Below are 24,447 nucleotides of genomic sequence, written 5' to 3' on the forward strand. Positions count from 1 at the left end.
GGTGTCGGATGCCGCCAGTACCGTGGAGTCATGACTGCCCTCGATGCCGCGCCCCCCGCGGTGTCCGCGCATCCGGTGCGGCTCGACGCCTCCCAGGAGGCGGTTCTGGATGCTCGGCGCGGGCCCGGCGCTGTCGTGCTCGGGGCGCCCGGCACGGGCAAGACGGCCACCGTGGTGGAGCTCGTCGCGCGAGCCATCCAGGTCGACGGCCTCGACCCCGAGCGCGTGCTCGTGCTGACCCCCGCGCGGCGCAGTGCGACGGCCTTGCGCGATCGTCTCGCCCTGCGACTGGCCGGCCCGGCGTCGGTGCTGCCCGGCCCGCTCGCGCGGTCGATCGCCTCCTACGCGTTCGGCGTCGTGCAGGCGGATGCCCGGCTCACGGGCGCGCAGGAGCCGCGCCTGCTCAGCGGCGCCGATCAAGACTCCGACATCGCCGAGCTGCTCGACCGCGCCGAGCTCGAGGCCGTGCTCGGGCCCGCCGCGGCGCCCGGGCCCGCCTGGCCCGAGCACCTCGGGCCCGAGGTGCGGCGGCTCACAGCGTTCCGCACCGAGCTGCGCGACGTGCTCGCGCGCCTGTCGGAGCACGGCTGGAGCACCGACGATCTGCGGGCGGCTGCGGGGCGTCTCGACCGGCCGGAGTGGCACGCGGTCGCCGACTTCGCCGACGAGTACCGCGACAGCCTCGGCGGCGCGCGCCTCGGTCAGCAGGATCCGGCGGAGCTCGTGCGGGCCGCCGTCGGCCTGCTCGCCGACCCGCATCCGGCGGCACCCGACCCCCCGCGGCTCGTCATCCTCGACGATGCCCACGACGCGACGCCGAGCGGCTTCGACCTGCTCTCGGCGCTCGCCGCGCGCGGCGCGACCGTCATCGCGATCGGCGACCCCGATGTCGCCACGAACACCTTCCGCGGGGCCGAGCCCGAATCCCTCACCCGGTTCGCCGGGCTGCCGACGCTCGTGCTCGACACGGCGCACCGGCAGAGCCCTGCGCTGCGTGCCCTCACCGCGCAGCTCACGAGTCGCATCGGCGCCGCCGCCGCGGGCGCCCAGCGTCGAGCGCTGCCCGGGCACAGCCTCGATGAGCGCAGCCCCGATGGCCGCAGCGGCGCCGGGCCCGAGGCACCCGAGCTCGGCGGCCCCCTGCTCGCCCTCACCGCCTCGAGCCCCGCGCGCGAGCGCACGCTCATCGCCGACGTTCTGCGGGAGCGCCACCTCATCGACGGGGTGCCCTGGTCGAGCATGGCCGTCATCGTCCGCAGCGGCGCGCTCGTGCCCCCGCTCGTTCGGGCGCTCGCCCTCGCCGAGGTGCCGGTGCGCAGCACCGCACCCGGGCGGCCACTGCGCGAGCATCCCGCAGCGCGCGCGCTCATCCGCCACGTCGACCTGGGAGTGGGGCGCGCACCTCTCACGGCGGAGGCCGCGACCGAGCTGCTGCTGGGGCCGCTCGGCGGCCTCGACCGCGTCGACCTGCGCCGCCTGCGCCGCGCCCTGCGCGCCGAAGAGCTCGCAGGCGACGGGGCGCGCACCGCCGACGAGCTGCTCGTCGAGGCGCTTGCGGCGCCCGACCGGCTCGCGACGATCGACCACCGCGTCGCGCGCCGCGCCGCCCGGCTCGCCCGCACCCTCGCCCCCATCGGCGAGCGGCACACGGAGGGCGCGACGGTCGATGAGCTGCTGTGGATCGCGTGGGACGACGCGCGCCTCGTCGAGCGCTGGCAGCGCGACGCCATCGCAGGCGGCACGACCGGTGTTGAAGCGGATCGCGCGCTCGACGCCGTTGTCGCCGTCTTCACGACCGCGACCGTCATCGTCGACACCGTGCCCGACGCCACCGTCGAGACGTTCCTCACGCGCGTGCTCGACAGCGACGTCGCCGACGACCTCCTCGCACCCTCCCGGACGACCGAGGCGGTGCTCGTCACCTCCCCGTCGGCCGCAGCCGGCCTCGAGGTGGACGTCGTCGTCGTCGCGTCCGTGCTCGACGGGGTGTGGCCCGACCTGCGACTGCGCGGCAGCCTTCTGCACGCCCCCCTGCTCAGCCGGGTCGCGGGCGGCCTGCCCACAGGCGACCTCGATGAGCGGCGACTCGTGCTCGAGGACGAGCTGCGCATGTTCGCCCTCGCGATCTCTCGCGCGCGACGCCAGGTGGTTGTGACCGCGAGCGCAGGAGAGGACGAGCAGCCGAGCGCCCTGCACGAGATCGTCGCCGAGCGCGAGCGCACCCTGCGCGACGGTCAGAGGAATGCGAGTCGCCGCGTCGGAGGTGCAGACGCGGCGCCGCAGCGCCGCGTCATCCGCGCTCGATCGCTGCGTCGCACCGTTGGCCAGCTGCGCCGCGTGCTCAGCGACCCGCGCGAGAGCCACGATCGGCGCGCGGAGGCCGCGACGGCGCTCGCACGCCTCGCCGCCGAGCGCGTGCCCGGCGCCGACCCCGACGAGTGGTGGGGGCTGCTCGACGTCTCCACCGAGGCGCCGCTCTTCGCCGAGGAGGAGACGGTCGGGCTGTCGCCGAGCAGGATCGAGAGCATCGAGCGGTCGCCCCTCGACTGGTTCCTCGACACGATCGCGCCCGGCGAGAGCACCCCCGCCATGGGCATCGGCACGATCGTGCACTGGGCCCTCGAATCGCTCACGCAACGGCCGCCCGACGAGTCCGAAACGGTGAGCGTCGACGAGGTGTGGGCGGCGATCGACGCGCGTTGGAGCGAACTGACCTTCGACTCGCCGTGGCTCGCCCAGCAGCAGCGCCGCCTCGCGCGGCGCTACGCCGTCGGGCTTGCCGAGTACCTGCGGGATGCCGCCGCCGCGGGTCGAGCGGCCGTCGCCGCCGAGCAGCGCTTCGCCGTGCAGGTCGACCGCGTGCAGGTGCGCGGCGTCGTCGACCGCATCGAGATCGACGGCGAAGGTGCCGTGCGCATCATCGACCTCAAGACCGGCCGGCCCGAGACGAACGCCGCGAAGGTCGCCGCGAACGCCCAGCTCGCCGCCTACCAGCTCGCCTTCGCCGACGGCGCCTTCGACGCGGCGGTCGAGGAAGCCCTCGCGCCGCTGCGGGCGAGCGGGGTGATCGACCCTGCGGCTACCGTGACACCGGGCGGGGCCGTGCTGCTCTACGTGCGGGAGGGCAAGGGAGACCAGCAGTATCGCGAGGCGGTGCAGGCCGTGCTCGACGACGACGCGCTCGAGGCTTTCCGTGAGCGACTGCGTCTCGCGCTCGCCGCCATCACCGTCGACCAGCTCGCCGGGCCTCGCACCATCGGCCGCTACGACTACGGCTCGCTGGCCCACCGCGTGCACCGTGTGCCGCCTGTCACCGGTGACGACGCGTGACGGTTCGCGAGCACGGCAGCGCCGCCGACGCCGCGGCACCGATCAGCGCCGACACGATCGCGGAGGCACTCGGTGTCTTCCCGCCGACTGACGAGCAGCGCGCCGTCATCGAGGCACCGCTCGGCCCGGCCCTCGTCGTCGCCGGGGCGGGCTCGGGCAAGACCGAGACGATGGCCGCGCGCGTGCTGTGGCTCGTCGCCAACGGGCACGTCGCCCCCGAGGGCGTACTGGGACTCACGTTCACGCGCAAGGCGGCGGGCGAGCTGGCCGCGCGCATCCGGACTCGCCTCATCGCGCTCGGCGCGAGCGGGCTTCTGCCGCCCGGCCCCGACGGCGGCCCCATCGTGGACGCCTTCACCCAGCCGACGGTGTCGACCTACAACTCCTTCGCCTCCAGCCTGTACCGCGACCACGCCGTGCTCATCGGCCGCGACCCCGATGGCGTCGTGCTCGGCGAGGCGGGCGCGTGGCAGCTCGCCCGCGACATCGTCGCCTCCGCGACGGATGCCCGGCTCGCCGACCTCGATCTCTCCGTCGACTCTGCGACCGAGGCCGTGCTGCGCCTCGCCCACGGTCTCGCGGAGCACAACGCGACCGTCGACGACCTGCGGGCCCTCATCGCTGAGGTCGTGCGCGTGCGCGAGCTGCCGAGCCCCGACCGGCACGTGCGGCCCGACGTCGACCGGCTCGCGACGACCCTCGAGGCAACGCTGCCACTGAGCGACCTCGTCGAGCGGTTCGAGCTCGCCAAGCAGCGCGAGGGCTACGTGGCGTTCTCCGACCAGGTCACACTCGCTCTGCAGATCGTGCGCGCTCACGCCGAGGTCGCGGCGGGCATCCGCTCGCGGTACCGCGTCGTGCTGCTCGACGAGTACCAAGACACCAACGTCGCCCAGACCTGGCTACTCGCCGAGCTCTTCGGCGGCACACCCGTCATGGCCGTCGGCGACCCTCACCAGTCGATCTACGGCTGGCGCGGTGCGAGCGCGGCAGGGCTCGACGACTTCGCGACGCGCTTTCGCGGAGCCGACGCGCCAGACGGGTCGGCAGGACCACCCGTCGCTCGCTACTCGTTGAGCGTGAGCTGGCGCAACGGTGAGCGCATCCTCGACGTCGCCAACGCGCTCGTCGAGCCGCTCACGACTGCCGGGGGCGTCGCCGTCGCGCGCCTCGACAGCGGGCCGAGCGCCAGCGCGCACGCGGTCGAGACGGTCTTCGAGGAGCAGCTGCACGAGGAAGCCGCAGCGGTGGCCGCGTGGCTTCGCCAGCGGCTCGCCGAGCCGGTGGCGGGAGCAGAGCACGGAGCGGTCGACGAGCACGGCCATCCGCTGCGCCCGAGCGCCGCGCTCCTCCTGCGCAATCGCGCCACCCAGCCGGTGTTCCTCGCCGCGCTGCGCGAGGCGGGAGTGCCGTTCCACGTGCTCGGTATCGGCGGCCTGCTCGAGGAGCCCGAGATCAGCGACCTCGTCTGCGCGCTCGCCGTGCTGCACGATCCGAGCGCGGGCACCGAGCTCGTGCGGCTGCTCGCGGGCCCCCGCTGGCGCATCGGCGTGGCAGACCTGCACGCACTCTCGCGCGTGGCGAGCTGGTTGCGCGACCGCGACCTCGCCCAGCGTCCGCTCGCGCCCGAGGTCATCGACGCGCTACGGGCCTCCGTCGCCGCCGGCGACGGGGTCTCCCTCGTCGACGCGCTCGACTTCGTCGCGACCGCGCGGGAGGACCACGGGCAGTTGCGCCGCTTCAGCGAGGCGGGCCGCGCACGCCTCCGAGAGGCGGGGCGCGTGCTCGCCGCCCTGCGCGGGCGCAGCTCGCTCGCCCTGCCCGACCTCGTCGTCGCGGTCGAGCACGAGCTGCAGCTCGATATCGAGGTCGCCGCCAACCCGCATCGCGTGCTCGGGGATGCTCCGCGCACGGCGTTCCTCGACGCCCTCGACGGCTACCTCGGCCTCGCCGACCACGCGACGCTCGGCGGATTCCTCTCCTGGCTGCGCGAGGCCGAGTGGCGCGACAACCTGTCGCCGCGCTCGGAGGACCCCGAGCCGGGAACCGTGCAGGTGCTCACCATCCACGGCGCGAAAGGCCTCGAATGGGACCACGTGGCGGTGCCGCGGTGCGTCGAGGGGGAGCTTCCCGGGCGGCCGCGCGACGGTACGAAGGGCTGGCTGAGGCTCGGCGTGCTCCCCTACGAGCTGCGCGGCGACGCTGCCGAGCTGCCCGCACTCGCCTGGCGCACCGCGGGCGACCGCAAGCAGCTGCTCGACGCCGTGCAGGAATTCCAGGGGCACGTCGCCGCGCACCACGAGCGCGAAGAGCGCAGGCTGGCCTACGTGGCGGTGACGCGCGCCCGGCATCGCCTGCTGCTGAGCGGGTCCTGGTGGGCGAGCCAGACCCAGCCGCGCCGGCCGAGCAGCTTCTTTCGCCCGCTCGCCGAGCGCGGCATCCTGCCGCCCTGGCCGGAGGCGAGCGAGCACGACGAGAATCCGCGACCACCCGACGACGACACCGCCGCGTGGTGGCCGGGGGACCCGCTCGGTCAGCGGCGCGGCGAGCTCGAGGCGGCCGCGCAGCGCGTGCGCTCCGTCGACGCGAGCCGCTACCAGGATGCCCGCGCACGACCCGGCACCGACCCCTACGGCTGGCACGCCGACGTCGACCTGCTGCTCGCCGAGCGCGAGGAGCGCCGCCGCCGAGCCGACCTGGTGCCCGTGCCCCTGCGCGTGCCCGCCTCGGCGTTCAAGGACTTCGTCGGCGACCCCGGCGGTTCCGCCGAGCGGCTTCGGCGCCCCGTGCCGCAGCGCCCCTACCGGCAGACGCGGCTCGGCACCGTCTTCCACCGCTGGGTCGAGCAGCGCTACGGCCTCGCCTCGATCGCGGACACCGTCGACGGGCTGCAGCTCGACGTCGGCGGCGAGCGAGATGAGGGACAGGGCGAGGCCCTCGACGATGCCGCGCTCACGGCGCTGCAGCGCACCTTCGAGAGCTCGCCCTGGGCGACCCGCCCACCGCTCGACGTGGAGCGCGAGCTTCACGTCCCTTTCGCGGGGCGCATCCTCGTCTGCAAGATCGACGCGATGTACGCGACGACGCTCCCCGACGGCCGCGAGGGCGTGGAGATCGTCGACTGGAAGACCGGGCGCGCGCCGCGCGACGACGACGACCGGCGCGCGAAAGAATTGCAGCTCGCTCTCTACCGGCTCGCCTACGCGCGATGGAGCGGCCGGGCTCTCGACGACGTCACCGCCGCGTTCTACTTCGTCGCCGACCACGCCGTGCTGCGGCCCGCGTCACTGCCCGACGAGGCGGAGCTCGCAGAGTTGTGGGCCGCAGCACTCACCCGGCCGTGACTAGGGCGAACTCGGGTGCCGCGGGCCGGGCGCAGGGGGCTTGGCGTACTGCCCTCCCGTGAGCGGGCCGGGAGGAGCGGACTCGCTCAGCGCGATGGCGTCGGTCAAGGTCGACGGTCGCGCTGGCTCCGCCGCGAGCGGGTTCATCACGTCGGCCTGCACGCGATCGAGCAGGGCACCGAGCATTTCGACGGCGTCATCGACGATCTCGGTCGAGCGCTGCTCCGTACCGTGCAGTAGCCAGCGCGCCACCTCGAGCTCGGCCGCGAACACGGCGCGGCGGCCTACCTGGCGATCATGCAGGCCGCGCGCCTGGTGGTAGGCGTCCAGGCCGCTCCCGGCGACGTCCGGGTCGCTCGAGCCGAGCATCCAGAACAGGTCGCGCGCCGGGTCGCCGACCTGCAGGTGCGACCACCCGAGCACGCCCGTGACCGTCTCGCCGACGGTGAGGAAAGATGAGGCCGCCAGCGAGCCATTGATGACGGCCGGTGTGAACTGCCACAGTGTGGAGTCCTCCGCGGCCGCCTCCCACCGCACGAGGAGCGCTGCGGGAACCAGTCCCGTGGCCGCCGCCCGATCCATGGTCACCACGGCGTCGCGCACGACGTCGTTCGGTCGCCGCTGCGGCAGCCCCACGTCGGCGACGACGCTCGTCGGCAAATCGTGGATCGCGGCGATCGCGCGACCGATCGAGGCGGCGATCCCCGGCGTGATGCTCTCGAGCGAGAGCGGTGCGCCGGCCACGAACTCGGAGACGAGGGCGCGCGTGCCATCCACGGGCGCCTGACCGAGCATCCGCGGTGCCGCGAAGGGCAGGCGCGACCGCACACCGTCGCTCAGCGCGCGCAGGGCGACCAGGTCGGCCGACTGCTCGTTCTCGGCCGCCGGCGTGCGCGGAACGCGGATGACGAGCGACCGCCCGTCGCGCGTCGTCAGAAGCGCCGAGTCGACGTCGCCGCGACCCTGCGAGCCGAGCGCTGCAGCCCCCGCCACCTCCAGGCCGGGCACGGCGGCTGTCGCGAGCGCGGCTAGAGTGAGAGGCGAACGGGCCATACCGACAGAGTAAGTCGAGGCGCGTGGTCGGCGGCCCGCGCCACGCAGTGCGCTCGGTCAAGAAGAGGGCACATCAATGCATCGATCACTCACTGCGCAGCTTCCGCTCTCGCGGTACCGCATCGACCGCGACCACCTCACGCGCGAGCGCCCGCGACTGTTCGACGAGCTCTGGGCAGACCCCCGCACGCGCGTCATCGCACTCTGGCGCGGCGAGGTGCTCATCGCCGAGAACGATGAGGCTCCCGCTCTCGAATACCTCACGACCGAGGTAGTGCCCGATGGCCTGCTGCGCATCTACCTCGGACGAGCGCTCGACAGCGATCCCGCCCTGCCCGCCGGGTCGCCGATCGTCGCGGCCGTCTTCGATGACGAGTCGGCGAAAGAGCTTCAGGTCGACATCGCCCGATGGCGCAGCCCGCGCACCCTGGGTCACCGCCTCGGTGACCGGGACGCCGGGCTCGCGATCGAAGCCCTCGGCATCGCCAACTGGCACGAGACCCATCTGTTCTCCCCGCGCACGGGGCACTCGACGAGCCCGGCGAAAGGCGGCTGGGTGCGCATCGATGACGAGGATGGCCAGGAAATGTTCCCCCGCACGGACGCGGCCATCATCGTCGGCATCACCGACACTCAAGACCGCCTCGTGCTCGGCAGCAACGCGCTGTGGGAGTCGAACCGCTTCTCGCTTCTGGCCGGCTTCGTCGAGCCGGGCGAATCGCTCGAGGCAGCCGTCGTGCGCGAAGTCTTCGAGGAGACCGGGCTGCGTATCGTCGACCCGCACTACGTCGGTTCGCAGCCGTGGCCCTTTCCCGCCTCCCTGATGCTCGGGTTTCGCGCCACCCTGGACGTGGACGCCGAGAACGTGCTGCGCCCCGACGGCACCGAGATCCTCGACCTGCGCTGGTTTACGCGCGACGACCTCGCCGCCAACGTCGACTCGATTCTGCTGCCAGGGCGCACCTCGATCGCTCGAGCGATCATCGAGGACTGGTTCGGCGGCCCTCTCGAGGATCCGTGAGCGAACCCGAACGGCTGCTCGCGGGCCTCGACGAGCGGCAGAAGGAAGTCGCCGAGACGCTGCGAGGCCCCCTGTGCGTGCTCGCGGGGGCGGGCACCGGCAAGACGCGCGCGATCACACACCGCATCGCCTACGGCGTCGCGACGGGAACCTACGATCCGCAACGCGTTATGGCGCTCACCTTCACCACGCGCGCCGCCGGGGAGCTTCTGGGCAGGCTGCGCGCCCTGGGCGCGGATGGCGTGCAAGCACGCACCTTCCACTCCGCGGCTCTGCGTCAACTGCACTACTTCTGGCCCGTCGTGGCGGGCGGCAGCCCGCCGCGCATCCTCGACGGCAAGGGGGCGCTCATCGGCCACGCGGCGAGCGGGCTCAAGCTGCGACTCGACACCGCGGCGCTGCGCGACACGGCGGCAGAGATCGAGTGGCGCAAAGTGTCGCGCTTGCGGCTCGAGGATTACGCGCGCGTCGCCCACGCGCGCACGCTGCCGGCGCAGTTGAGCGTCGACGCGATGGTCGCGCTGCACCAGCGCTACGAGGATCTCAAGGACGAGCGGAAGCAGATCGACTTCGAGGACGTGCTGCTGGCGACCGCGGGGATGATCGAGAACGAGCCGCGCGTCGCCGAGCAGGTGCGCGAGCAGTACCGGTTCTTCGTCGTCGACGAGTACCAGGATGTCTCGCCGCTTCAGCACGACCTGCTCTCGCTGTGGCTCGGCGGCCGTCGCGAGCTGTGCGTCGTCGGCGACGCCTCGCAGACGATCTACTCGTTCGCGGGAGCGACGAGCGACTACCTGGTGCGCTTCGGCAGCGAGTACCCCGAGGCGCGCGTCGTGCGCCTCGAGGAGAACTACCGGTCGAGCGCGCCGATCGTGACGCTCGCCAACAGGCTCATGCGCGGCCGACCCGGCGCGCTCACTCTTCACGCGGCGACAGAGGGTGCTCGGTCTGGCTCCACACCGCTCGTCAGTGCCCACGTCGATGACGCGGCAGAGGCGGCGAGCATCGCGCAGTCGATCGCGCAACGCATCGCCGATGGCATCCCGCCCGAGTCGATCGCCGTGCTGTACCGCATCAACACGCAGTCGATCGCGCTTGAGGCCGCTCTCCGGCGATTCGAGGTTCCCGTGCAATCGCGCGCCAACAGCCGGTTCTTCGACCAGCAGGAGGTCAAGCAGGCGATTCTGCTGCTGCGCGGCGCGTCGATCTCGGTCGTCGACGAACCCCTGTTCAAGAGCGTGAGCGACGTGCTGCGCGGTCTCGGCTGGCGGCAGGACCCGCCGGAGGGCGGCGGCGCCGAGCGCGTCGCGTGGGAGAGCCTCAACGCTCTCCTCGGGCTCGCCGAGGAGGCGCCGCCGGGCACGACCCTCGCCGACTTCGTCCGCGAGCTGCAGCGCCGTCAGCAGCAGCAGCACGAGCCGACGCGCCAGGCGGTCACCCTGTCGACCCTGCACGCCGCGAAGGGCCTCGAGTGGGATGTCGTCTACATCGCCGGCCTCAGCGAGGGGCTCGTGCCGATCACGTTCGCGCACGGGCTCGAAGCGGTGGATGAGGAGCGCCGGCTGCTGTACGTGGGCATCACGCGGGCTCGTCGAGCGCTCGAGCTGTCGTGGAGCAGACGCGCGTCGAGCGCCCGAGCCGAGCGCGCCCCGAGCCGCTTCCTCGACGAGGTGCGTGCTCCGGCGGCGGCCCGCGGCGCGGCGGGTCTCAGCGGTTCCCGCTCGCGGGCGCGCTGAGCTCGAGCCCGCGGCATCCGCATCGAGCGGAGGCGGCCCACTGCGTGACGGTGCGCACGTCGTCGATCACATCGAGGCGGATGCTCATGCCGCTGCCTCCTCGCCCGGCGGCGAGCCTCCGCAGCAGAGTGAGGGCCTCGAGCGCCGCGAGCGTCGCGGTCAGTCCCGACTCGGCTGCCGCTCGCCGCCCCCACAGCTGACTGCCGATCGCCGGCCACGCGGGGTCGACGTCAGCGCGCTGCTGCTCGAGGCAGGCGAGGCACGGGCTCTCGCCGGGCACGACGAGGGGGCCGATCGTGACGGCGCGCTCGCCGAACACCACGGGCAGGTGAGGTATGTCGCGTCGCAGCCACGTCAGGTGCTCGACGGGGTCGGCGACATGGTGGCTCACGAGCACCGCGGCGTCCACGGCGGGTGCGCTCGCCCTCGCGGAGCTGTCGACGACCGTGCAGCCCGCCTCGGTGAGCACGCGCGCGAGGCCGCGTCGACCGTCGACGGAGCCGCGCACGGCCACGCACTCGGGCAGGGCGACGCCCGATTCCGGCACGGTGCGCGTTCCGCTCACCAGCGCGGGTTCGAGGCGCTCCAGCAGCTCGTCCACGCGCGCCGGGCGAACCCCGGCGGCCGCGGCAGAGCGGGCGAGCGCCGCCCGGGAGGCCCCCGCCGCGAGGGCGGCGACTACGCGCGCATCTCCGTCATCGACCTCCTCGAGCACGACGGCGACCGGGTCGACGCCGATCTGCAGGCTGAACGGCGAGCGCCACACGATGGGGAGGGCGGGGTCGAGTCGCAGGATCATGCCGCACATGATGCGCGCGCGATGCTCCCTGCCGGGGCGACTGTGCACAGCCCCCGGTGGCGCGACGCCGGCACGGCCAGCGCTCCGCCGCCGCGCGGACTACGCCGGTGCGCTGTCGTCGGGGCTGCTCGGTTCCTCGCCGGGCGTCCCCTCAACGGGTCGGTCGCCGCTGTCATCGGCGAGCAGATCGCTGAGCGCACGGTCGACGTCGTCGGGCTCGGCGCTCTCACCGGTCAGGCTCGCGATGACCCTCCGCGGGTCGTCGATGTCGTCGCTCGACGGCAGCAGGTCGGGGTGTGCCCAGAGCTCGTCTCGTCGCGTCCCTCCCACGGCGTCGGTGATCGCCTGCCAAAAGGCCGCGGCCTCGCGCAGGCGGCGCGGGCGAAGCTCGAGGCCCACCAGGGTCGCGAAGGCGCGTTCGGCCGGCCCGCCCGAGGCTCGGCGGCGGCGCACGGTCTCGGCGACCGCGTCGGCGCGGGGGATGCGGGTGGTCGCGTGCGCGGTCACGATGTCTACCCACCCCTCGATGAGGGCGAGGGTCGACTCGAGGCGGGCGAGGGCGGCGAGCTGAGCATCCGACTTGGGCGGGATGAGCGCGCCGCTCGTGAGCGCCTCGCGCAGACTCTCCGGGTTCGCGGGGTCGAACTCGGCCGCGAGCGACTCGATGCGCCCCGTATCGATGCGGATGCCGCGCGCGTAGTCGGTGATGGCACTGATGAGGTGCTGCCGCAGCCACCGCGCGTGGCGGAAGAGCCGAGCGTGCGCGAGCTCGCGCACAGCCAGGTAGAGCTGCACCTGATCGAGTGGGATGTCGAGGTCGGCGCCGAAGGCGGCCACGTTCTGAGGCAGCAGCGATGCCTGCACGTCGTGCTCCTCACGACCGGGCAGCAGGGGAATGCCGATATCGCCGCCCGAGACGACCTCCGCTGAGAGCTGGCCGACGACGTGCCCCAGCTGGAGGGCGAAGAGCGTGCCACCGAGCGAACGCATCATCTGGCCGGCGTTCTCGACCATGCTCTTGAGCTCTTCCGGCACCTGCTCGTCGAGCACCTCGGTGAGCGAATCGGCGATGGAGAGCGCCACCGGCTCGGCGAGCTGCGTCCACACCGGCAGGGTCAGGCGTGCCCAGTCGGCGCGCGTCGTGAGGCTCGGCTCGCTCGTGAGCTGGGTGATGCTCGTCGCCTCGTCGAGCCACAGAGCGGCCAGGTGCAACGCCTGACGCAGTTGGTCGAGCTGCGGCTGGTTGGGACGCAACGAGCCTTCCGCCGCGATGCGGCCGGCCTCGTCGCGGGCGAGCTGCCAGTTGATGCCCTCGCCCGTCGAGTTCATTGCCTGCTGCAACTGACTCATCAGTCGCGCGACCATGAGCGGGTCGGTCGGCAGCCCCGCGGCGCCCGCGAGCTTCGACGGGTCGATGTCGCCCTCGCCCGCGAGGAACTTGCGCATCATCTCGCGGAACTCGTCCTCCGCGCCGCCTAGGGGATCCTCAGCCATGGCCCCTACGCTAGTGCGAGTGCCTGGCGGGCGCCGGTCAGGTTCGCGCCGGGCGGAATGACCCGGCAGTCTGCCGTGGATCGGCACGGTGAGAAGAGGGTGCGGGTGAGTCTGTTCAGCGAGGATGCCGCGACGGCGGAGCTCGAGGCGCGGTCGCGCGGTCGTCGGGTCGGCTGGACCCTCTTGGCACTCACCCTGTTCGGCGTCGTCGCGCTCGCCCTGCTTCCCTCGCCCTATGTGATCGAGCGGCCGGGGCCCGTCTTCGACACTCTCGACTCCGTCTCGGTCGACGGCGAGGACGTGCCGCTGATCACCATTCCCACCGAGCCCACCTACGACACACCTGGCTCTCTCGCGCTCCTCACGGTCAACGTCGTCGGCAATCGGGACAACCGCCCCTCGTGGTTCGACGTGCTGCAGGCCTGGATCGATCCGACGCAGTCGGTCGTCCCCGTCGACTCGGTGTTTCCGGAGGGCGTGACGACGGAAGACCGCCGCGAACAGTCGCGCGTCGACATGCAGAACTCGCAGCGAGAAGCGGTGGCGGCGGCGCTGCGAGCGCTCGGGGAGCCCTACGAGAGCAGGCTCCTCGTCGTCGAGTCGATGGAGGACGGCCCGGCCGACGGCGTGCTCGAGCCCGACGATGTGATCGTCTCGGTCAACGGCACGGCGGTGCGGGATGTCACGGCGCTGCGCGAGCTCATCGCGGTGAACGGCACCGGCGGCCCGGCGGAGTTCAGGATCGTGCGCGGCGGAGCCGAACAGACGGTGCTCCTCACCCCCACGCTCAGCGATGGCGAGAACCGCGTACCGATCATCGGCGTGCTCGTTGCGGGCGAGTACGAGTTTCCCTTCGACGTGGAGATCGAGCTCAGCAACGTGGGCGGCCCGAGCGCGGGCATGATGTTCGCCCTCGGCGTCGTCGACAAGCTCACGCCGGGCTCTCTCGCGGGCGGTGCGGAGGTCGCCGGCACGGGCACGATCGCCGCGGACGGCGCCGTCGGGCCGATCGGGGGCATCCAGCAGAAGATGTACGGCGCGGTCGACTTCGGCGCCGACTGGTTCCTCGCCCCCGTCGCGAACTGCGACGAGGTCGTCGGCGCGGTGCCCGACGGGCTCGAGGTGTTCGCCGTGGCGACTCTCGACGAGGCAATCATCGTGCTGCAGACGATCGCCGACGAAGGCGATCTCGGCGCTCTGCCGCGCTGCGGCTCCTGAGCGGCGGCTATTTGTAGACGGTCGGCAGTGCCGGGTCGCCGTCCCCGAGGCGCATCGCCTCAGCGGGCAGCTCGGCCACGGCGTCGGCGCAGTGGGCGCGTGCGAGCTGAACCCCTTCCGTGCCTTGCCACCGGGCACCCGCCTCACCTCCGGTGACGAGAGGCACGGTGAGCGGGCGGATGCTCGCACCGCCCTCATCGGCGGGCGCTCCGCCGCTCGCCGCCCCTCCGTCGGGAACGCTGTCGCGCGTGTCGTCGATGATGACGTGCTCGGCGATCGCCCGGCCGTGGGCGTCACGGAGTCGTTCGCCGCGCTTCGTGCCCCCGCGGGAGACCTTGCCGGGAGACGCCTTGGCGACGGGCGTCCAGTCGCCGCCCTCCGGAGACTGGTGCGCGACGAGCTTGTAGACCAGGCCAGCGGCGGGCGACCCCGAACCGGTCACCACGGAGGTGCCGACGCCGAAGCTGTCGACGGGGGAGCCTCGCAGGCCCGCGATCGTGTGCTCGGTGAGGTCGCTCGTGACGGTGATGCGCGTCTCTGTCGCACCGAGAGCGTCCAACTGCGCCCGCACCTGCCGCACGAGAGGCGGCAGGTCGCCCGAGTCGAGGCGCACGGCGCCGAGTGCGGTGCCCGCGACGCGCACGGCCGTCTCGACCCCGCGCTCCACATCGAACGTGTCGACCAGAAGCGTGGTGCCCGCCCCGAGGGTCTCCACCTGGGCGCGGAAGGCCTCCTCCTCGCTGTCGTGCAGCAGCGTGAAGGAGTGCGCGGCCGTTCCCATCGTCGGCACGCCCCACCGCCGCCCGGCCTCCAGGTTCGACGTCGCGTCGAAGCCGGCGATGTGCGCGGCGCGCGCGGCGGCGACGGCGGAGGCCTCACTCGTGCGACGCGACCCCATCTCGGCGAGCGGGCGACCGTCCGAGGCAGCGACCATGCGCGCTGCGGCGCTCGCCACGGCGCTGTCGTAGTTGAGCGTGCTGAGCACGAGCGTCTCGAGCACCACGGCCTCGGCGAAGGTGCCGGTCACGGTCAGCAGCGGCGAGCCGGGAAAGTACACCTCGCCCTCTCGGTAGCCCGTGATCGAGCCGCTGAACCGGTAGTCGGCGAGCCAGGCGAGCGTGGAGGAGCTCACGACGCGATGCTCGGCCAGCCACGCCAGGTCGTCGTGGTCGAAGCGGAACTCGCTCAGAGCATCCAGCAGCCGTCCCTGACCGGCGACGACCCCGAATCGGCGGCCTGCGGGCAGTCGCCGGGCGAACACCTCGAACACGCACGGTCGCAGTCCGCGGCCCGAGTGCAGGGCCGCGTCGATCATGGTGAGTTCGTAGCGGTCGGTCAGCAGCGAGGTCGTCACGCGCTCAGACTACGTCCGTAGCCTGTCGTCATGACGACTGCGCCCACCCGCTGGCTGACGGCCGAGCAGCTCGGGCCGCACTTCGACGACGGCGGGCCGGTGATCCTCATCGAGAATCATGCAGTGCTGCGCCGCCGCCCCACGCACCGCCAGAAGGCGCACCTGTACCTGACGGCACTGCGGCACCGCGCGCGGTCGGCGGGCGGGCGTGTCGAGCTCGTCACCGCCGACTCCTACGAGGATGCCCTGCGCGAGCGCGGACTCGTCGGCGAGTCGCTCGAGCTCGTCGGCGCGACCTCCTGGGCCGTGCGCGCGCTCGCGCAACGACTCGGTGCGACGATGCTGCCGGACCGCGGCTTCGTGACCTCGCGCGAGACCTTCGCCGCGTGGGCGGAGGGCAGGAAACCCGCCCAGCTGGTCATGGACCGCTTCTACCGCAGCGTGCGGGAGGAGACGGGCATCCTCATGGACGGTTCGGAGCCGGCAGGCGGGCAGTTCAGCTTCGACGCCGACAACCGCGAGCGCCCGCCGAAGGGCGCGGCGACTCTCGGCCTGCCGGAGCCCTGGGCGCCTGTCGAAGACGACATCGACGCCGAGGTGCGGGCAACGCTCGACGCCCTCGAGGCCGACGGCGTGCGGTTTCTCGGGCACGACGGCCCTCGGCGTTTCGCGGCGACGCGCGAGGAGGCGCTCGCCGCACTGGATGACTTCGTCGAGACGCGGCTGGGCGACTTCGGGCCGTTCGAAGATGCGATGCTCGCGGGCGACAGCGTCATGGCGCACTCGCGACTGAGCGTGCCGCTCAACCTGGGGTTGCTGCATCCGCTCGAGATCGTCGAGCGCGTCGTCGCCGAGCACGCCGCCGATCGCGCGCCGCTGAACAGCGTCGAGGGCATCGTGCGCCAGCTCATCGGCTGGCGCGACTGGGTGTGGCACCTCTACTGGCACCTCGGCCCCGAGTACACGGCGAGCAGCAACGCGCTGGATGCCCGCACCCCGCTGCCCGCATCCTGGTGGACGCTCGACAGTCGAGAGCCGGCCGACGAGCTCGAGGCCGCGTGCCTGAGCGGCGTGCTCACCGACGTCGCGCGGCACGGCTGGGCCCACCACATTCCGCGCCTCATGGTGCTCGGCAACCACGCGCTGCAGCGCGGATACGACCCGGCCGAGCTGACCCGCTGGTTCCAGGGTGCCTTCGTCGACGGCACACCGTGGGTCATGCCCGCCAATGTCGTCGGCATGAGCCAGTGGGCCGACGGCGGGGTAGTGGCGACGAAGCCCTACGCCTCGGGTGGCGCGTACATCCAGCGCATGTCCGACTACTGCGGCTCGTGCCGCTTCGACCCGAAGAAGCGGGTCGGTGAGGACGCCTGCCCGTTCACGGCGGGCTACTGGGCCTTTCTCGATCGGGTCGAGCCGAGCATCCGCGGCAATCACCGCATGGCGCAACCGCTCGCGGGGCTGCGCCGCCTCGCCGACCGCGAGCAGCTCGTCGCCCAGGAGCGCGCCCGCACCCGCTACTAGCCCCGATGGCGCCAGATCTGACGAGATGGGGCGTTTCTCGTGGGGGAGAGCGCCCCATCTCGTCAGATCTGGCGGGAGCGGGCGGGGCCTAGACTGGGCGGCGTGAGCAACGCGCCGATCGGGGTCTTCGACTCGGGGGTCGGCGGGCTCACCGTGGCGCGCGCGATCATCGACCAGCTGCCGCGCGAGCAGATCCTCTACCTCGGCGACACGGCGAACGGTCCCTACGGCCCGCGGCCGATCGCGCAGGTGCGCGAGCACTCCCTCGCGGTACTCGACGAACTCGTCGACCAGGGCGTCAAGCTGCTCGTGATCGCGTGCAACACCGCGAGCGCGGCGATGTTCCGCGATGCCCGCGAACGCTTCGAGCAGGGCCACGGCATCCCCGTCGTCGAGGTCATCCAGCCGGCGGTGCGCCAGGCCGTGCGGCGCACGCGCACCAAGCGCATCGGGGTGATCGGTACGGAGGGCACGATCCGCTCAGGCGCCTACGCGGAGGCTTTCGTCGCCGACCCGCAGATCGAGCTCACCATGGCCGCCGCCCCGCGCTTCGTCGAGTTCGTCGAGGCGGGCATCACCACGGGCCCCGAGGTGCTCGAGCTCGCCGAGCAGTACCTCGCCCCCCTGAAGGCCGCCGACATCGACACGCTCGTGCTCGGCTGCACCCATTATCCGCTGCTGGCCGCCGCGATCCAGTTCGTCCTCGGCCCTGAGGTCTCCCTGGTCTCGAGTGCGGAGGAGACCGCGTACGACGTCTACCGCCGGCTCGTCGACCACGGCATCGAGACGACGCGCGAGGACGCTCCTGGCCACGTCTTCGAAGCCACGGGTGCTGACACCGCGCGCTTCCGCGCGCTCGCCGCGCGGTTCCTCGGGCCCGAGATCGGCCACGTTGAGGCCTTCCCGACCGGCACCATCCCTCTTCCGAAAGGCACACCATGAACGCCACCATCGCCGAAGCCAGCGGCCTCCGCGTCGACGGGCGCACCGACGCCCAGCTGCGCCCCGTCACGATCGACCGGAACTGGAGCGCGCAGGCGGAGGGCAGCGCGCTCATCAGCTTCGGCGGCACGAAGGTGCTGTGCACCGCGAGCTTCACCAACGGCGTGCCGCGGTGGCTCACCGGCAAGGGCTCCGGCTGGGTGACCGCCGAGTACGGCATGCTACCGCGGTCGACCAACGAGCGCATGGACCGCGAGAGCGTCAAGGGCAGGGTCGGCGGCCGCACGCACGAGATCTCGCGCCTCATCGGTCGCAGCCTGCGCGCCGTCATCGACACCCGCTCGCTCGGTGAGAACACGATCAAGATCGACTGCGACGTGCTGCAGGCCGACGGAGGCACCCGCACCGCGGCCATCACGGGCGCGTACGTCGCGCTCGCCGACGCCGTCGAGTGGGGCCGCGAGAAAGGCTTCATCGGCAAGAAGGCCGTCGCCCTCGCCGACTCGGTCGCCGCCGTGAGCGTTGGCATCATCGACGGCACCCCCATGCTCGACCTGGCCTACACAGAGGACGTTCGGGCGGAGACCGACATGAACATCGTCGTCACCGGGTCGGGCAGCTTCGTCGAGGTGCAGGGAACGGCCGAGGGCGCACCCTTTGACCGGGACGAGCTCAACGCGCTCCTCGACCTGGGGCTTGCCGGCGGCGTGGAGCTCACGCGCCTGCAGCGCGAGGCGCTTGCCTCGTGAGAGTCGTCGTCGCCACCCACAACGCCCACAAGGTGGTCGAGCTGCAGCGGATTCTCGAGCAGCAGCTGCCGGGCATCCAGTTGGAGGCGTACGACGGCCCCGCCCCCGTCGAGGATGGCGGCACCTTCGCCGCGAATGCCCTCATCAAGGCGCGTGCGGCTGCCGCGCACACGGGGCTGCCCGCGATCGCCGACGACTCGGGGGTGAGCGTCGAGGCGCTCGGCGGCGAGCCGGGCGTCGACTCGGCCCACTACTCGGGGCGCCGGGACGACAGCGCCAACCTGCGGCTCGTGCTCAAGAACCTCGCCGACGAGAAGCACCGCGTCGCCGCGTTCACGTGTGCGGCCGCTCTCGTCGACCCGGGCGAGACTCCCGGCTTCGAGCACGTCGAGCTCGGGGTGTGGCCCGGCACGATCGCGCGCGCCGCGGCGGGAGTCGGCGGCTTCGGCTACGATCCGATCTTCGTGCCCGACGGCTACGAGGTGACAAGCGCCGAGCTCACCGCCGACGAGAAGAACGCCATCAGCCATCGCGCGCGCGCGTTCACGGCGCTCGCCGCCGTGCTGCGCGAGCGCTACCGCTGAGCAGGCTCTGCCCGCCTACGCTGGAACCTGATGGCCGAGCACCCCGCATCCTCGACCCCGCCGCCGCGGCGACGGGGCCACGACCATGCTCACGCAGCGGTGGCCTCGCGGGCTCGCCTCCTGGCGGCCATCGCCATCGTCGCGGTCGTGCTCGTCGTGCAGCTCGTCGGCGCGGTGCTCACGGGCTCCCTCGCCCTCGCGGCCGACTCGGGGCACGTCGCGAGCGACCTCGTCGGGCTCATCGTCGCGCTCATCGCCCTCACCGTTGCCCGGCGTCCCGCGACCGATCGGCAGACCTACGGCTATCGCCGGGCGGAGGTCTTCGGCGCGGCCCTCAACGCGGGAATCCTGCTCACCGTCGCCGCCGTGGTCGCCGTGGAGGCGACCTCACGCCTGGTCGCACCCGAAGCCAGCGAGGTGCAAGGCCTGCCCATGCTGCTCGTCGCCGTGGTGGGTCTTCTCGGCAACATCGCGGGCGCGCTCCTGCTGCGTCGTGACGCGCAGCACTCGCTCAACATGCGCGGCGCCTACCTCGAAGTACTCGGCGACCTCCTCGGCTCGCTCGCCGTGATCGTCGCCGCCGCCGTGATTCTCCTGACCGGATGGGCGCCCGCTGACGCGGTCGCCTCGCTCGTGATCGTGGCCATGATCGTGCCGCGGGCTCTCGCCCTGCTGCGCGACGTGCTGCGCGTGCTCAGCCAGGCCACGCCGCCGGAGACGAGCATCGCCGAGATTCGCGAGCATGTGCTCGCGGCGCCTGGGGTGGTGGGGGTGCACGACGTGCACGTGTGGTCGATCACGAGCGGAGCATCCGTGTTCAGTGCCCACGTGGTCGTGCGGGACGAGGTGTTCGACGGTGACCGCGCGAGCGCCCTCCTCGCCCACCTCGACGAGTGCCTCGATGAGCACTTCGATGTGGCCCACTCGACCTTCCAGCTCGAGCCGGAGGGGCATGAGCGCCGAGAGAGCGTGCATCCGTGAACGGATCGTCCACATCGGTCGCCATCGACGACTACCTCAAGGTGATCTACGCGCACACCGAGTGGCAGCCCGAGCCGATCACCCCGAGCCAGCTCGCCGCGCGACTCGGCCTTGCTCCCTCGAGCGTGACCGAGATGGTCAAGAAGCTCGCAGCGTCGGGGCTCGTCGACCACCAGCCGTACAGCGCCATCCGACTCACCGTGCACGGGCAAGACCGCGCTGTGGCCATGGTCAGACGCCACCGCCTCATCGAGACCTGGCTCGTGCGCGTGTTCGGCTACCGCTGGGACGAGGTGCACGACGAGGCCGAGGTTCTCGAGCACGCGCTCAGCGACCGCCTGCTCGAGGCGATCGATGCGCAGCTCGGCCACCCCCGGCGCGACCCGCACGGCGACATCATCCCCTCGGCCGACGGGACGGTGCGGCGGCCGCCGGCCGTGCGGCTGGATGAGGCGCGGCCCGGGCTCGACGGCACCATCGTGCGCATCAGCGATCGCGACCCCGACGTGCTGCGCGTCATCGACCGACTGGGTCTCGCGCTGGACGAGGCGATCACCGTCGAGGCGGGGGAGAGCCCCGGCGCCGGAGTCGGCGTGCGTCGCCGCGGCGGCTCCGTGATCGTGCTCGCGCCCTCGATCGCGGCAGCGGTGTGGGTTGCTGCGGCCGGCGAGCCGACCGCCTAGCACTCCTCGTCGCCGCGGCGCGACTCCCGTGCACCGGCGGCATCCTGAGACTGCGTCTCGTCGAGCGCGCCGGACTCGTCGACGACGCCGGGGCCCGGGTCGGCGGCGACATCGGCCGACAGAAGGCGCCGGCGCAGCAGGAAGCCCTCCAGCGCGATGAGGCCCAGCACGAAGATGGCTCCGGCGATCGCCAGGAGGATCGCCGTCGGAAGATCGTCACCGGGAGGCAGGACGCCGCCCGAGTCGTCCTGCCACGGCCACAGGGCGCGCAGAGAGCCCACCATGAGCCCCGTCATCACGACGAGCGTGATGCGGCGCCGATGCGCGAGCAGCCACTGCAGCCCCGAGACGAAGAGCCCGAGGCCGAGGATCGCGCCCAGGATGAAGACGCCCAGGTAGGCGAAGTTCCGATCGTTCACCGCGGCGAGGGTGGGCGCGTACATGCCGACGATCAGCAGCAGGTACGACCCGGAGACCCCGGGCAGAACGAGCGCGCACACCGCGAAAGCGGCCGCGATGGCCACGACCCACAGCGCAGGGTTCTGATCCGGTGCCTGCGGCAGACCCGTGAGGAAGAACGTCGCGACCGCGGCGGTGAGGCCGATCACGTACTCGCGGGCCGTCCAGCGCCCGCCCACCATGCGCGCCGGCACGATGAGGGATGCGGCGATGAGACCCGCGAACACCGCGCGCGTCCCCGCCGGGTAGGCCTCGATGAGGGGAGCCAGGGCGGCGGCCCCCGCGAAGACGGCGGTGAGCATCCCGATACCGATGGGGAGGACGACGCCCCAGCGCACCGCACGGAAGTGCGCGGACGCCGCACGCACGCCGCGACCGCGCACGCCGTCGCCGACCAGTCGGGCGACGCCGCGGGCGAGATGACCCGCGCCGTCGATGAGGGCGTCGTACACGCCCACGATCAGGGCGATCGTGCCGCCGCTCACCCCGGGCACGATCTCGGCGAGGCCGATGAGCGCGCCGCGAACAGCGTCGAGCAGAGTGCGCGCGATGCGGCGCAGGCGGGATCGGATCATGCCAGCGGGTCGTCCTTCTCGTGCTTCCCGTCATGCGGGCCAATGCCGTAGGTGCGACGGCTCGACGCGGGCTCCTTCGCCTCGTGCTTGCCATCGTGCTCCGGCTCGTCCTGCCAGATCTCTACAGGAGGCAGCTCGACGCCCATCCTCTCGAGCTCGTCCTCCTTGCGCTGCTGGTGGCGCTCGTGGAACCAGTGATACGCGATGCCGATGATCACGAGGCCGATGAGGATGAGCAGCACCAGGTCGATGTACTCCACGACCCAGTCGGCGACGCCCGGAATCTGCGCGATGCCGTAGCCGAGCACGGGGAGTCCGACACCCCAGAGCACGGCGCCGAGCGTGTCGAAGAAGAAGAACCTCCGGTACGGCATCTTGCCGACGCCCGCCGCGACCGGCGAGATGGTGCGCACGACGGCGATGAACCGGGCGATGGTGACCGCCCAGCCGCCGTACTTGGCGAAGAACGCCTCCGTGCGGGCGACGCTGCGACGGCTGAAGAAACCCGCCGACTTGCGTTCGAAGATCGGAGGGCCGACAGTGCGACCGATGAGGTACCCGAGGTTGTCACCCGCCATCGTCGCCAACATGATGCACAGCGCCACGAGCCAGATCGGCTGCGGGATGACCTCCGTGAAGGTGAGCACACCCGTGAGGATCAGCAGAGTGTCGCCCGGCAGCAGGAAGCCCACCAGCAAGCCCGTCTCGACGAACACGATGAGGCACACGACGGCGAGGGCCCAAGGGCCCGCGCCCGTGATGATCCCTTCCACGTCGAAGAGACCGATATCCATCGGCAGCATGGTGACTCCGGTCTGGTCAGCGAGCGGGATGCCCCGCGGTGTGGTCAGCGTTAGAGTACCGCGCGCCGACGGCTCTACGCTGAGGGGGATCATGACGCCCAACCGCCCCTCCTCGCACCGCCCCACGAGGCCCCCCTCGTGCTGACGATAGTCGCGCTCGCGCCCGTGCTGCTGGTGCTGGTGCTCATGACGGTGCTCGGCTGGTCGGCGGCGCGCGCCGGGCTCGTGACGGCCGCCGTGACGCTCGTGCTGGCTCTCACCGTGTTCGGCTTCGGCGGCGAGGGCGCCCGCGTCGGAGTCGCCGCGAGCCTCACCGGGGTGCTCGCGGAAGCCGGCTTCATCGCGCTCACCGTGATCGGCATCATCGGGCCGGCCCTGGGCATCCACTATCTGCAGCGCAGCACGGGCGCCGCCGCCCGCCTGCGCCAGGCCCTCGCGATGCTGCACCCCGATCCGCGCCTGGGGGCGATCCTCGTCGCGTGGTTCTTCGCCCTCTTCCTCGAGGGCGCGGCGGGCTTCGGCACACCGGTGGCCCTCGCCGCACCGTTCCTCGTGGCGGCAGGCATGCCCGCCCTGCCCGCCGTAGCCGCTGCGCTCGTCGGCCACGCAGCGGGTGTCTCCTTCGGGGCGATCGGCACGCCCGTGCTCGCCCAAAGCGCCCTCGTCGAGGCGAGCGGGGCGGAGCTCGCTCGCTCGACCGTCGTCTACCACCTCGCCCTCGGGGCCGTGCTGGTGGCCGTCATGGTCGTCATCATCGGCCGCGCCTACGGACACTTTCGCGGCCTGTGGTGGTGGGGGGCGCTCGCCGCGGTGTGCTTCTTCGTGCCGTACGGGCTCATCGCCTGGTTCCTCGGGCCCGAGCTGCCCACGCTCGGCGGCGCGCTCGTGGGCGTGCTCGTGTTCTCCTTCGTGCTCGTGCGGCATCGGCGACGCGTGCACGCGCGAGGCGGGACGGGGGTGCCGGACGAGCTGGTCGCGACGCATCCGCACCCGGATGCACGCGACGTGGTGACCGCGGAGATCACCGTCCTGCGGGCCGCCGCCCCGTACCTCGTACTCGTGCTCGTCGTGCTGCTGACGCGGCTCATCGGCCCGCTACGCGAGACCCTGCAGTCGGTGGTGCTCGCCTGGGAGCTGCCGGGCGGCTTCTCCGGCAGCGTGCAGCCGCTGTACCACCCGACGATGCTGCTGACCATCGCGTTCCTCGTGGGGGCGCTCCTCCAGCGGGCCTCATGGCGGCGCATCCGCGTGGCTTTCGTCACCGCGACGCTGCAGCTCGGACCCGTGCTCGTGGCGCTCGTGGCGATGATCACGATCGCGCGCACCATGACGGCGTCGGGCATGACCGAGCAGCTGGCGCTCGCCGCCGCTGGCCTCGGGCTCGCGTGGCCCGTCTTCGCACCGCTCGTCGGCGCCTTCGGCACGTTCATCACGGGTTCGGCGACAGCCTCGAACCTGCTGTTCACCGACCTGCAGAGTTCCACGGCGCGAGCGCTCGCCCTGCCCGAGCTGCCGCTGCTCGGCGCGCAGGGCTTCGGCGCCGCGGTCGGCAACATCATCGCCCCGCACAACATCGTGGCCGCCGTCGCGACGGTCGGGCTCACCGGCCAGGAGGGGAAGGTGCTGCGCACCACCGTGCCGACCGCCCTCGCCTATCTCGTGCTGGGCGGCCTGCTCGCGCTGCTCTTCGTGGTCTAGCTCGGCCCGCGCGCGGCGGCCCGCGCTTCGGCGCGAGTGTGCTCAGATGTGACGCGAATCGGCTGAATGACGTGCCGTGATCGCCCCTTTGTGTCAGATC

Annotated in this window: 18 protein-coding genes; 12 read left to right on the forward strand and 6 right to left on the reverse strand. The window is 72.4% G+C overall.

Annotated features, from left to right (window positions below; all coding sequences use genetic code 11):
• Positions 1–30: 30 nt before the first annotated feature.
• Entirely contained in the window at positions 31–3,330 is a 3,300-nt protein-coding gene (locus RJQ01_RS05340) for a PD-(D/E)XK nuclease family protein (protein WP_350475694.1), read from the forward strand.
• Positions 3,327–6,674, forward strand: coding sequence for an ATP-dependent DNA helicase (locus RJQ01_RS05345; protein WP_350475695.1), 3,348 nt, complete (start codon positions 3,327–3,329; stop codon positions 6,672–6,674). Before RJQ01_RS05340 ends, RJQ01_RS05345 begins: the two co-directional genes overlap by 4 nt.
• On the opposite strand, the gene RJQ01_RS05350 is transcribed toward RJQ01_RS05345, so the two are convergent.
• On the reverse strand, positions 6,675–7,727 hold the full coding sequence (locus RJQ01_RS05350) for a phosphotransferase (RefSeq protein ID WP_350475696.1): 1,053 nt from the start codon (positions 7,725–7,727) through the stop codon (positions 6,675–6,677). It lies immediately after the preceding gene.
• Between the two features lie 76 nt (positions 7,728–7,803).
• On the opposite strand from RJQ01_RS05350, the gene nudC reads away from it, so the two are divergent.
• Both nudC and RJQ01_RS05360 read left to right on the forward strand, forming a co-directional pair.
• Positions 7,804–8,748 (forward strand): NAD(+) diphosphatase, encoded by a 945-nt coding sequence (gene nudC, locus RJQ01_RS05355; RefSeq protein WP_350475697.1) that lies wholly within the window; start codon positions 7,804–7,806, stop codon positions 8,746–8,748.
• Positions 8,745–10,484, forward strand: coding sequence for an ATP-dependent helicase (locus tag RJQ01_RS05360; RefSeq protein ID WP_350475698.1), 1,740 nt, complete (start codon positions 8,745–8,747; stop codon positions 10,482–10,484). The genes nudC and RJQ01_RS05360 overlap by 4 nt, the downstream gene beginning before the upstream one ends.
• Here RJQ01_RS05360 and RJQ01_RS05365 read toward each other — a convergent pair.
• Both RJQ01_RS05365 and RJQ01_RS05370 read right to left on the reverse strand, forming a co-directional pair.
• The gene (locus tag RJQ01_RS05365) at positions 10,456–11,283 is read right to left on the reverse strand and encodes a hypothetical protein (protein ID WP_350475699.1); all 828 of its coding nucleotides are present in this window, start codon (positions 11,281–11,283) and stop codon (positions 10,456–10,458) included. The genes RJQ01_RS05360 and RJQ01_RS05365 overlap by 29 nt on opposite strands.
• Positions 11,284–11,382: 99 nt before the next feature.
• Positions 11,383–12,777, reverse strand: coding sequence for a zinc-dependent metalloprotease (locus RJQ01_RS05370; protein ID WP_350475700.1), 1,395 nt, complete (start codon positions 12,775–12,777; stop codon positions 11,383–11,385).
• Positions 12,778–12,882: 105 nt separating this feature from the next.
• On the opposite strand from RJQ01_RS05370, the gene RJQ01_RS05375 reads away from it, so the two are divergent.
• Complete coding sequence (locus RJQ01_RS05375) at positions 12,883–13,995, forward strand: YlbL family protein (protein WP_350475701.1); 1,113 nt, start codon at positions 12,883–12,885, stop codon at positions 13,993–13,995.
• A gap of 7 nt (positions 13,996–14,002) precedes the next feature.
• Here the strand turns inward: RJQ01_RS05375 and RJQ01_RS05380 are convergent, their stop codons facing one another.
• On the reverse strand, positions 14,003–15,349 hold the full coding sequence (locus RJQ01_RS05380) for a nicotinate phosphoribosyltransferase (RefSeq protein ID WP_350475702.1): 1,347 nt from the start codon (positions 15,347–15,349) through the stop codon (positions 14,003–14,005).
• Between the two features lie 30 nt (positions 15,350–15,379).
• Between RJQ01_RS05380 and RJQ01_RS05385 the strand changes: the two genes are divergently transcribed.
• From RJQ01_RS05385 to RJQ01_RS05410, 6 genes are all read left to right on the forward strand, one after another.
• Positions 15,380–16,873, forward strand: coding sequence for a cryptochrome/photolyase family protein (locus RJQ01_RS05385; RefSeq protein ID WP_350475704.1), 1,494 nt, complete (start codon positions 15,380–15,382; stop codon positions 16,871–16,873).
• Positions 16,874–16,975: 102 nt separating this feature from the next.
• Complete coding sequence (gene murI / locus RJQ01_RS05390) at positions 16,976–17,815, forward strand: glutamate racemase (RefSeq protein WP_350475705.1); 840 nt, start codon at positions 16,976–16,978, stop codon at positions 17,813–17,815.
• Positions 17,812–18,564, forward strand: coding sequence for a ribonuclease PH (gene rph, locus RJQ01_RS05395; protein WP_350475706.1), 753 nt, complete (start codon positions 17,812–17,814; stop codon positions 18,562–18,564). The genes murI and rph overlap by 4 nt, the downstream gene beginning before the upstream one ends.
• Positions 18,561–19,148 carry an RdgB/HAM1 family non-canonical purine NTP pyrophosphatase gene (gene rdgB, locus RJQ01_RS05400; RefSeq protein ID WP_350475707.1) on the forward strand — a complete coding sequence of 196 codons (588 nt, stop codon included), beginning with the start codon at positions 18,561–18,563 and terminating at the stop codon, positions 19,146–19,148. The genes rph and rdgB overlap by 4 nt, the downstream gene beginning before the upstream one ends.
• A gap of 30 nt (positions 19,149–19,178) precedes the next feature.
• Entirely contained in the window at positions 19,179–20,129 is a 951-nt protein-coding gene (locus RJQ01_RS05405) for a cation diffusion facilitator family transporter (RefSeq protein WP_350475708.1), read from the forward strand.
• The gene (locus tag RJQ01_RS05410; RefSeq protein WP_350475709.1) at positions 20,126–20,812 is read left to right on the forward strand and encodes a metal-dependent transcriptional regulator; all 687 of its coding nucleotides are present in this window, start codon (positions 20,126–20,128) and stop codon (positions 20,810–20,812) included. Before RJQ01_RS05405 ends, RJQ01_RS05410 begins: the two co-directional genes overlap by 4 nt.
• On the opposite strand, the gene RJQ01_RS05415 is transcribed toward RJQ01_RS05410, so the two are convergent.
• Positions 20,809–21,846 carry a DUF368 domain-containing protein gene (locus RJQ01_RS05415; protein ID WP_350475710.1) on the reverse strand — a complete coding sequence of 346 codons (1,038 nt, stop codon included), beginning with the start codon at positions 21,844–21,846 and terminating at the stop codon, positions 20,809–20,811. The genes RJQ01_RS05410 and RJQ01_RS05415 overlap by 4 nt on opposite strands.
• Positions 21,843–22,640 (reverse strand): DedA family protein, encoded by a 798-nt coding sequence (locus RJQ01_RS05420; protein WP_350475711.1) that lies wholly within the window; start codon positions 22,638–22,640, stop codon positions 21,843–21,845. Before RJQ01_RS05420 ends, RJQ01_RS05415 begins: the two co-directional genes overlap by 4 nt.
• A 147-nt stretch (positions 22,641–22,787) precedes the next feature.
• Between RJQ01_RS05420 and RJQ01_RS05425 the strand changes: the two genes are divergently transcribed.
• A complete protein-coding gene (locus RJQ01_RS05425; protein WP_350475712.1) occupies positions 22,788–24,347 on the forward strand; it encodes an L-lactate permease in 1,560 nt (519 codons plus the stop codon).
• Positions 24,348–24,447 lie beyond the last annotated feature (100 nt).

The sequence above is a fragment of the Microcella sp. genome (genome assembly GCF_040286215.1).
Classification (GTDB): domain Bacteria; phylum Actinomycetota; class Actinomycetes; order Actinomycetales; family Microbacteriaceae; genus Microcella.

Excerpts from the sequence above, each read along its gene's own strand:
- RJQ01_RS05340 (WP_350475694.1), top strand. The coding sequence starts at position 31 with ATGACTGCCCTCGATGCCGCGCCCCCCGCGGTGTCCGCGCATCCGGTG.
- RJQ01_RS05350 (WP_350475696.1), bottom strand. The coding sequence starts at position 7,727 with ATGGCCCGTTCGCCTCTCACTCTAGCCGCGCTCGCGACAGCCGCCGTG.
- nudC (WP_350475697.1), top strand. The coding sequence starts at position 7,804 with ATGCATCGATCACTCACTGCGCAGCTTCCGCTCTCGCGGTACCGCATC.
- RJQ01_RS05365 (WP_350475699.1), bottom strand. The coding sequence starts at position 11,283 with ATGATCCTGCGACTCGACCCCGCCCTCCCCATCGTGTGGCGCTCGCCG.
- RJQ01_RS05370 (WP_350475700.1), bottom strand. The coding sequence starts at position 12,777 with ATGGCTGAGGATCCCCTAGGCGGCGCGGAGGACGAGTTCCGCGAGATG.
- RJQ01_RS05385 (WP_350475704.1), top strand. The coding sequence starts at position 15,380 with ATGACGACTGCGCCCACCCGCTGGCTGACGGCCGAGCAGCTCGGGCCG.
- rph (WP_350475706.1), top strand. The coding sequence starts at position 17,812 with ATGAACGCCACCATCGCCGAAGCCAGCGGCCTCCGCGTCGACGGGCGC.
- RJQ01_RS05405 (WP_350475708.1), top strand. The coding sequence starts at position 19,179 with ATGGCCGAGCACCCCGCATCCTCGACCCCGCCGCCGCGGCGACGGGGC.
- RJQ01_RS05415 (WP_350475710.1), bottom strand. The coding sequence starts at position 21,846 with ATGATCCGATCCCGCCTGCGCCGCATCGCGCGCACTCTGCTCGACGCT.
- RJQ01_RS05420 (WP_350475711.1), bottom strand. The coding sequence starts at position 22,640 with ATGGATATCGGTCTCTTCGACGTGGAAGGGATCATCACGGGCGCGGGC.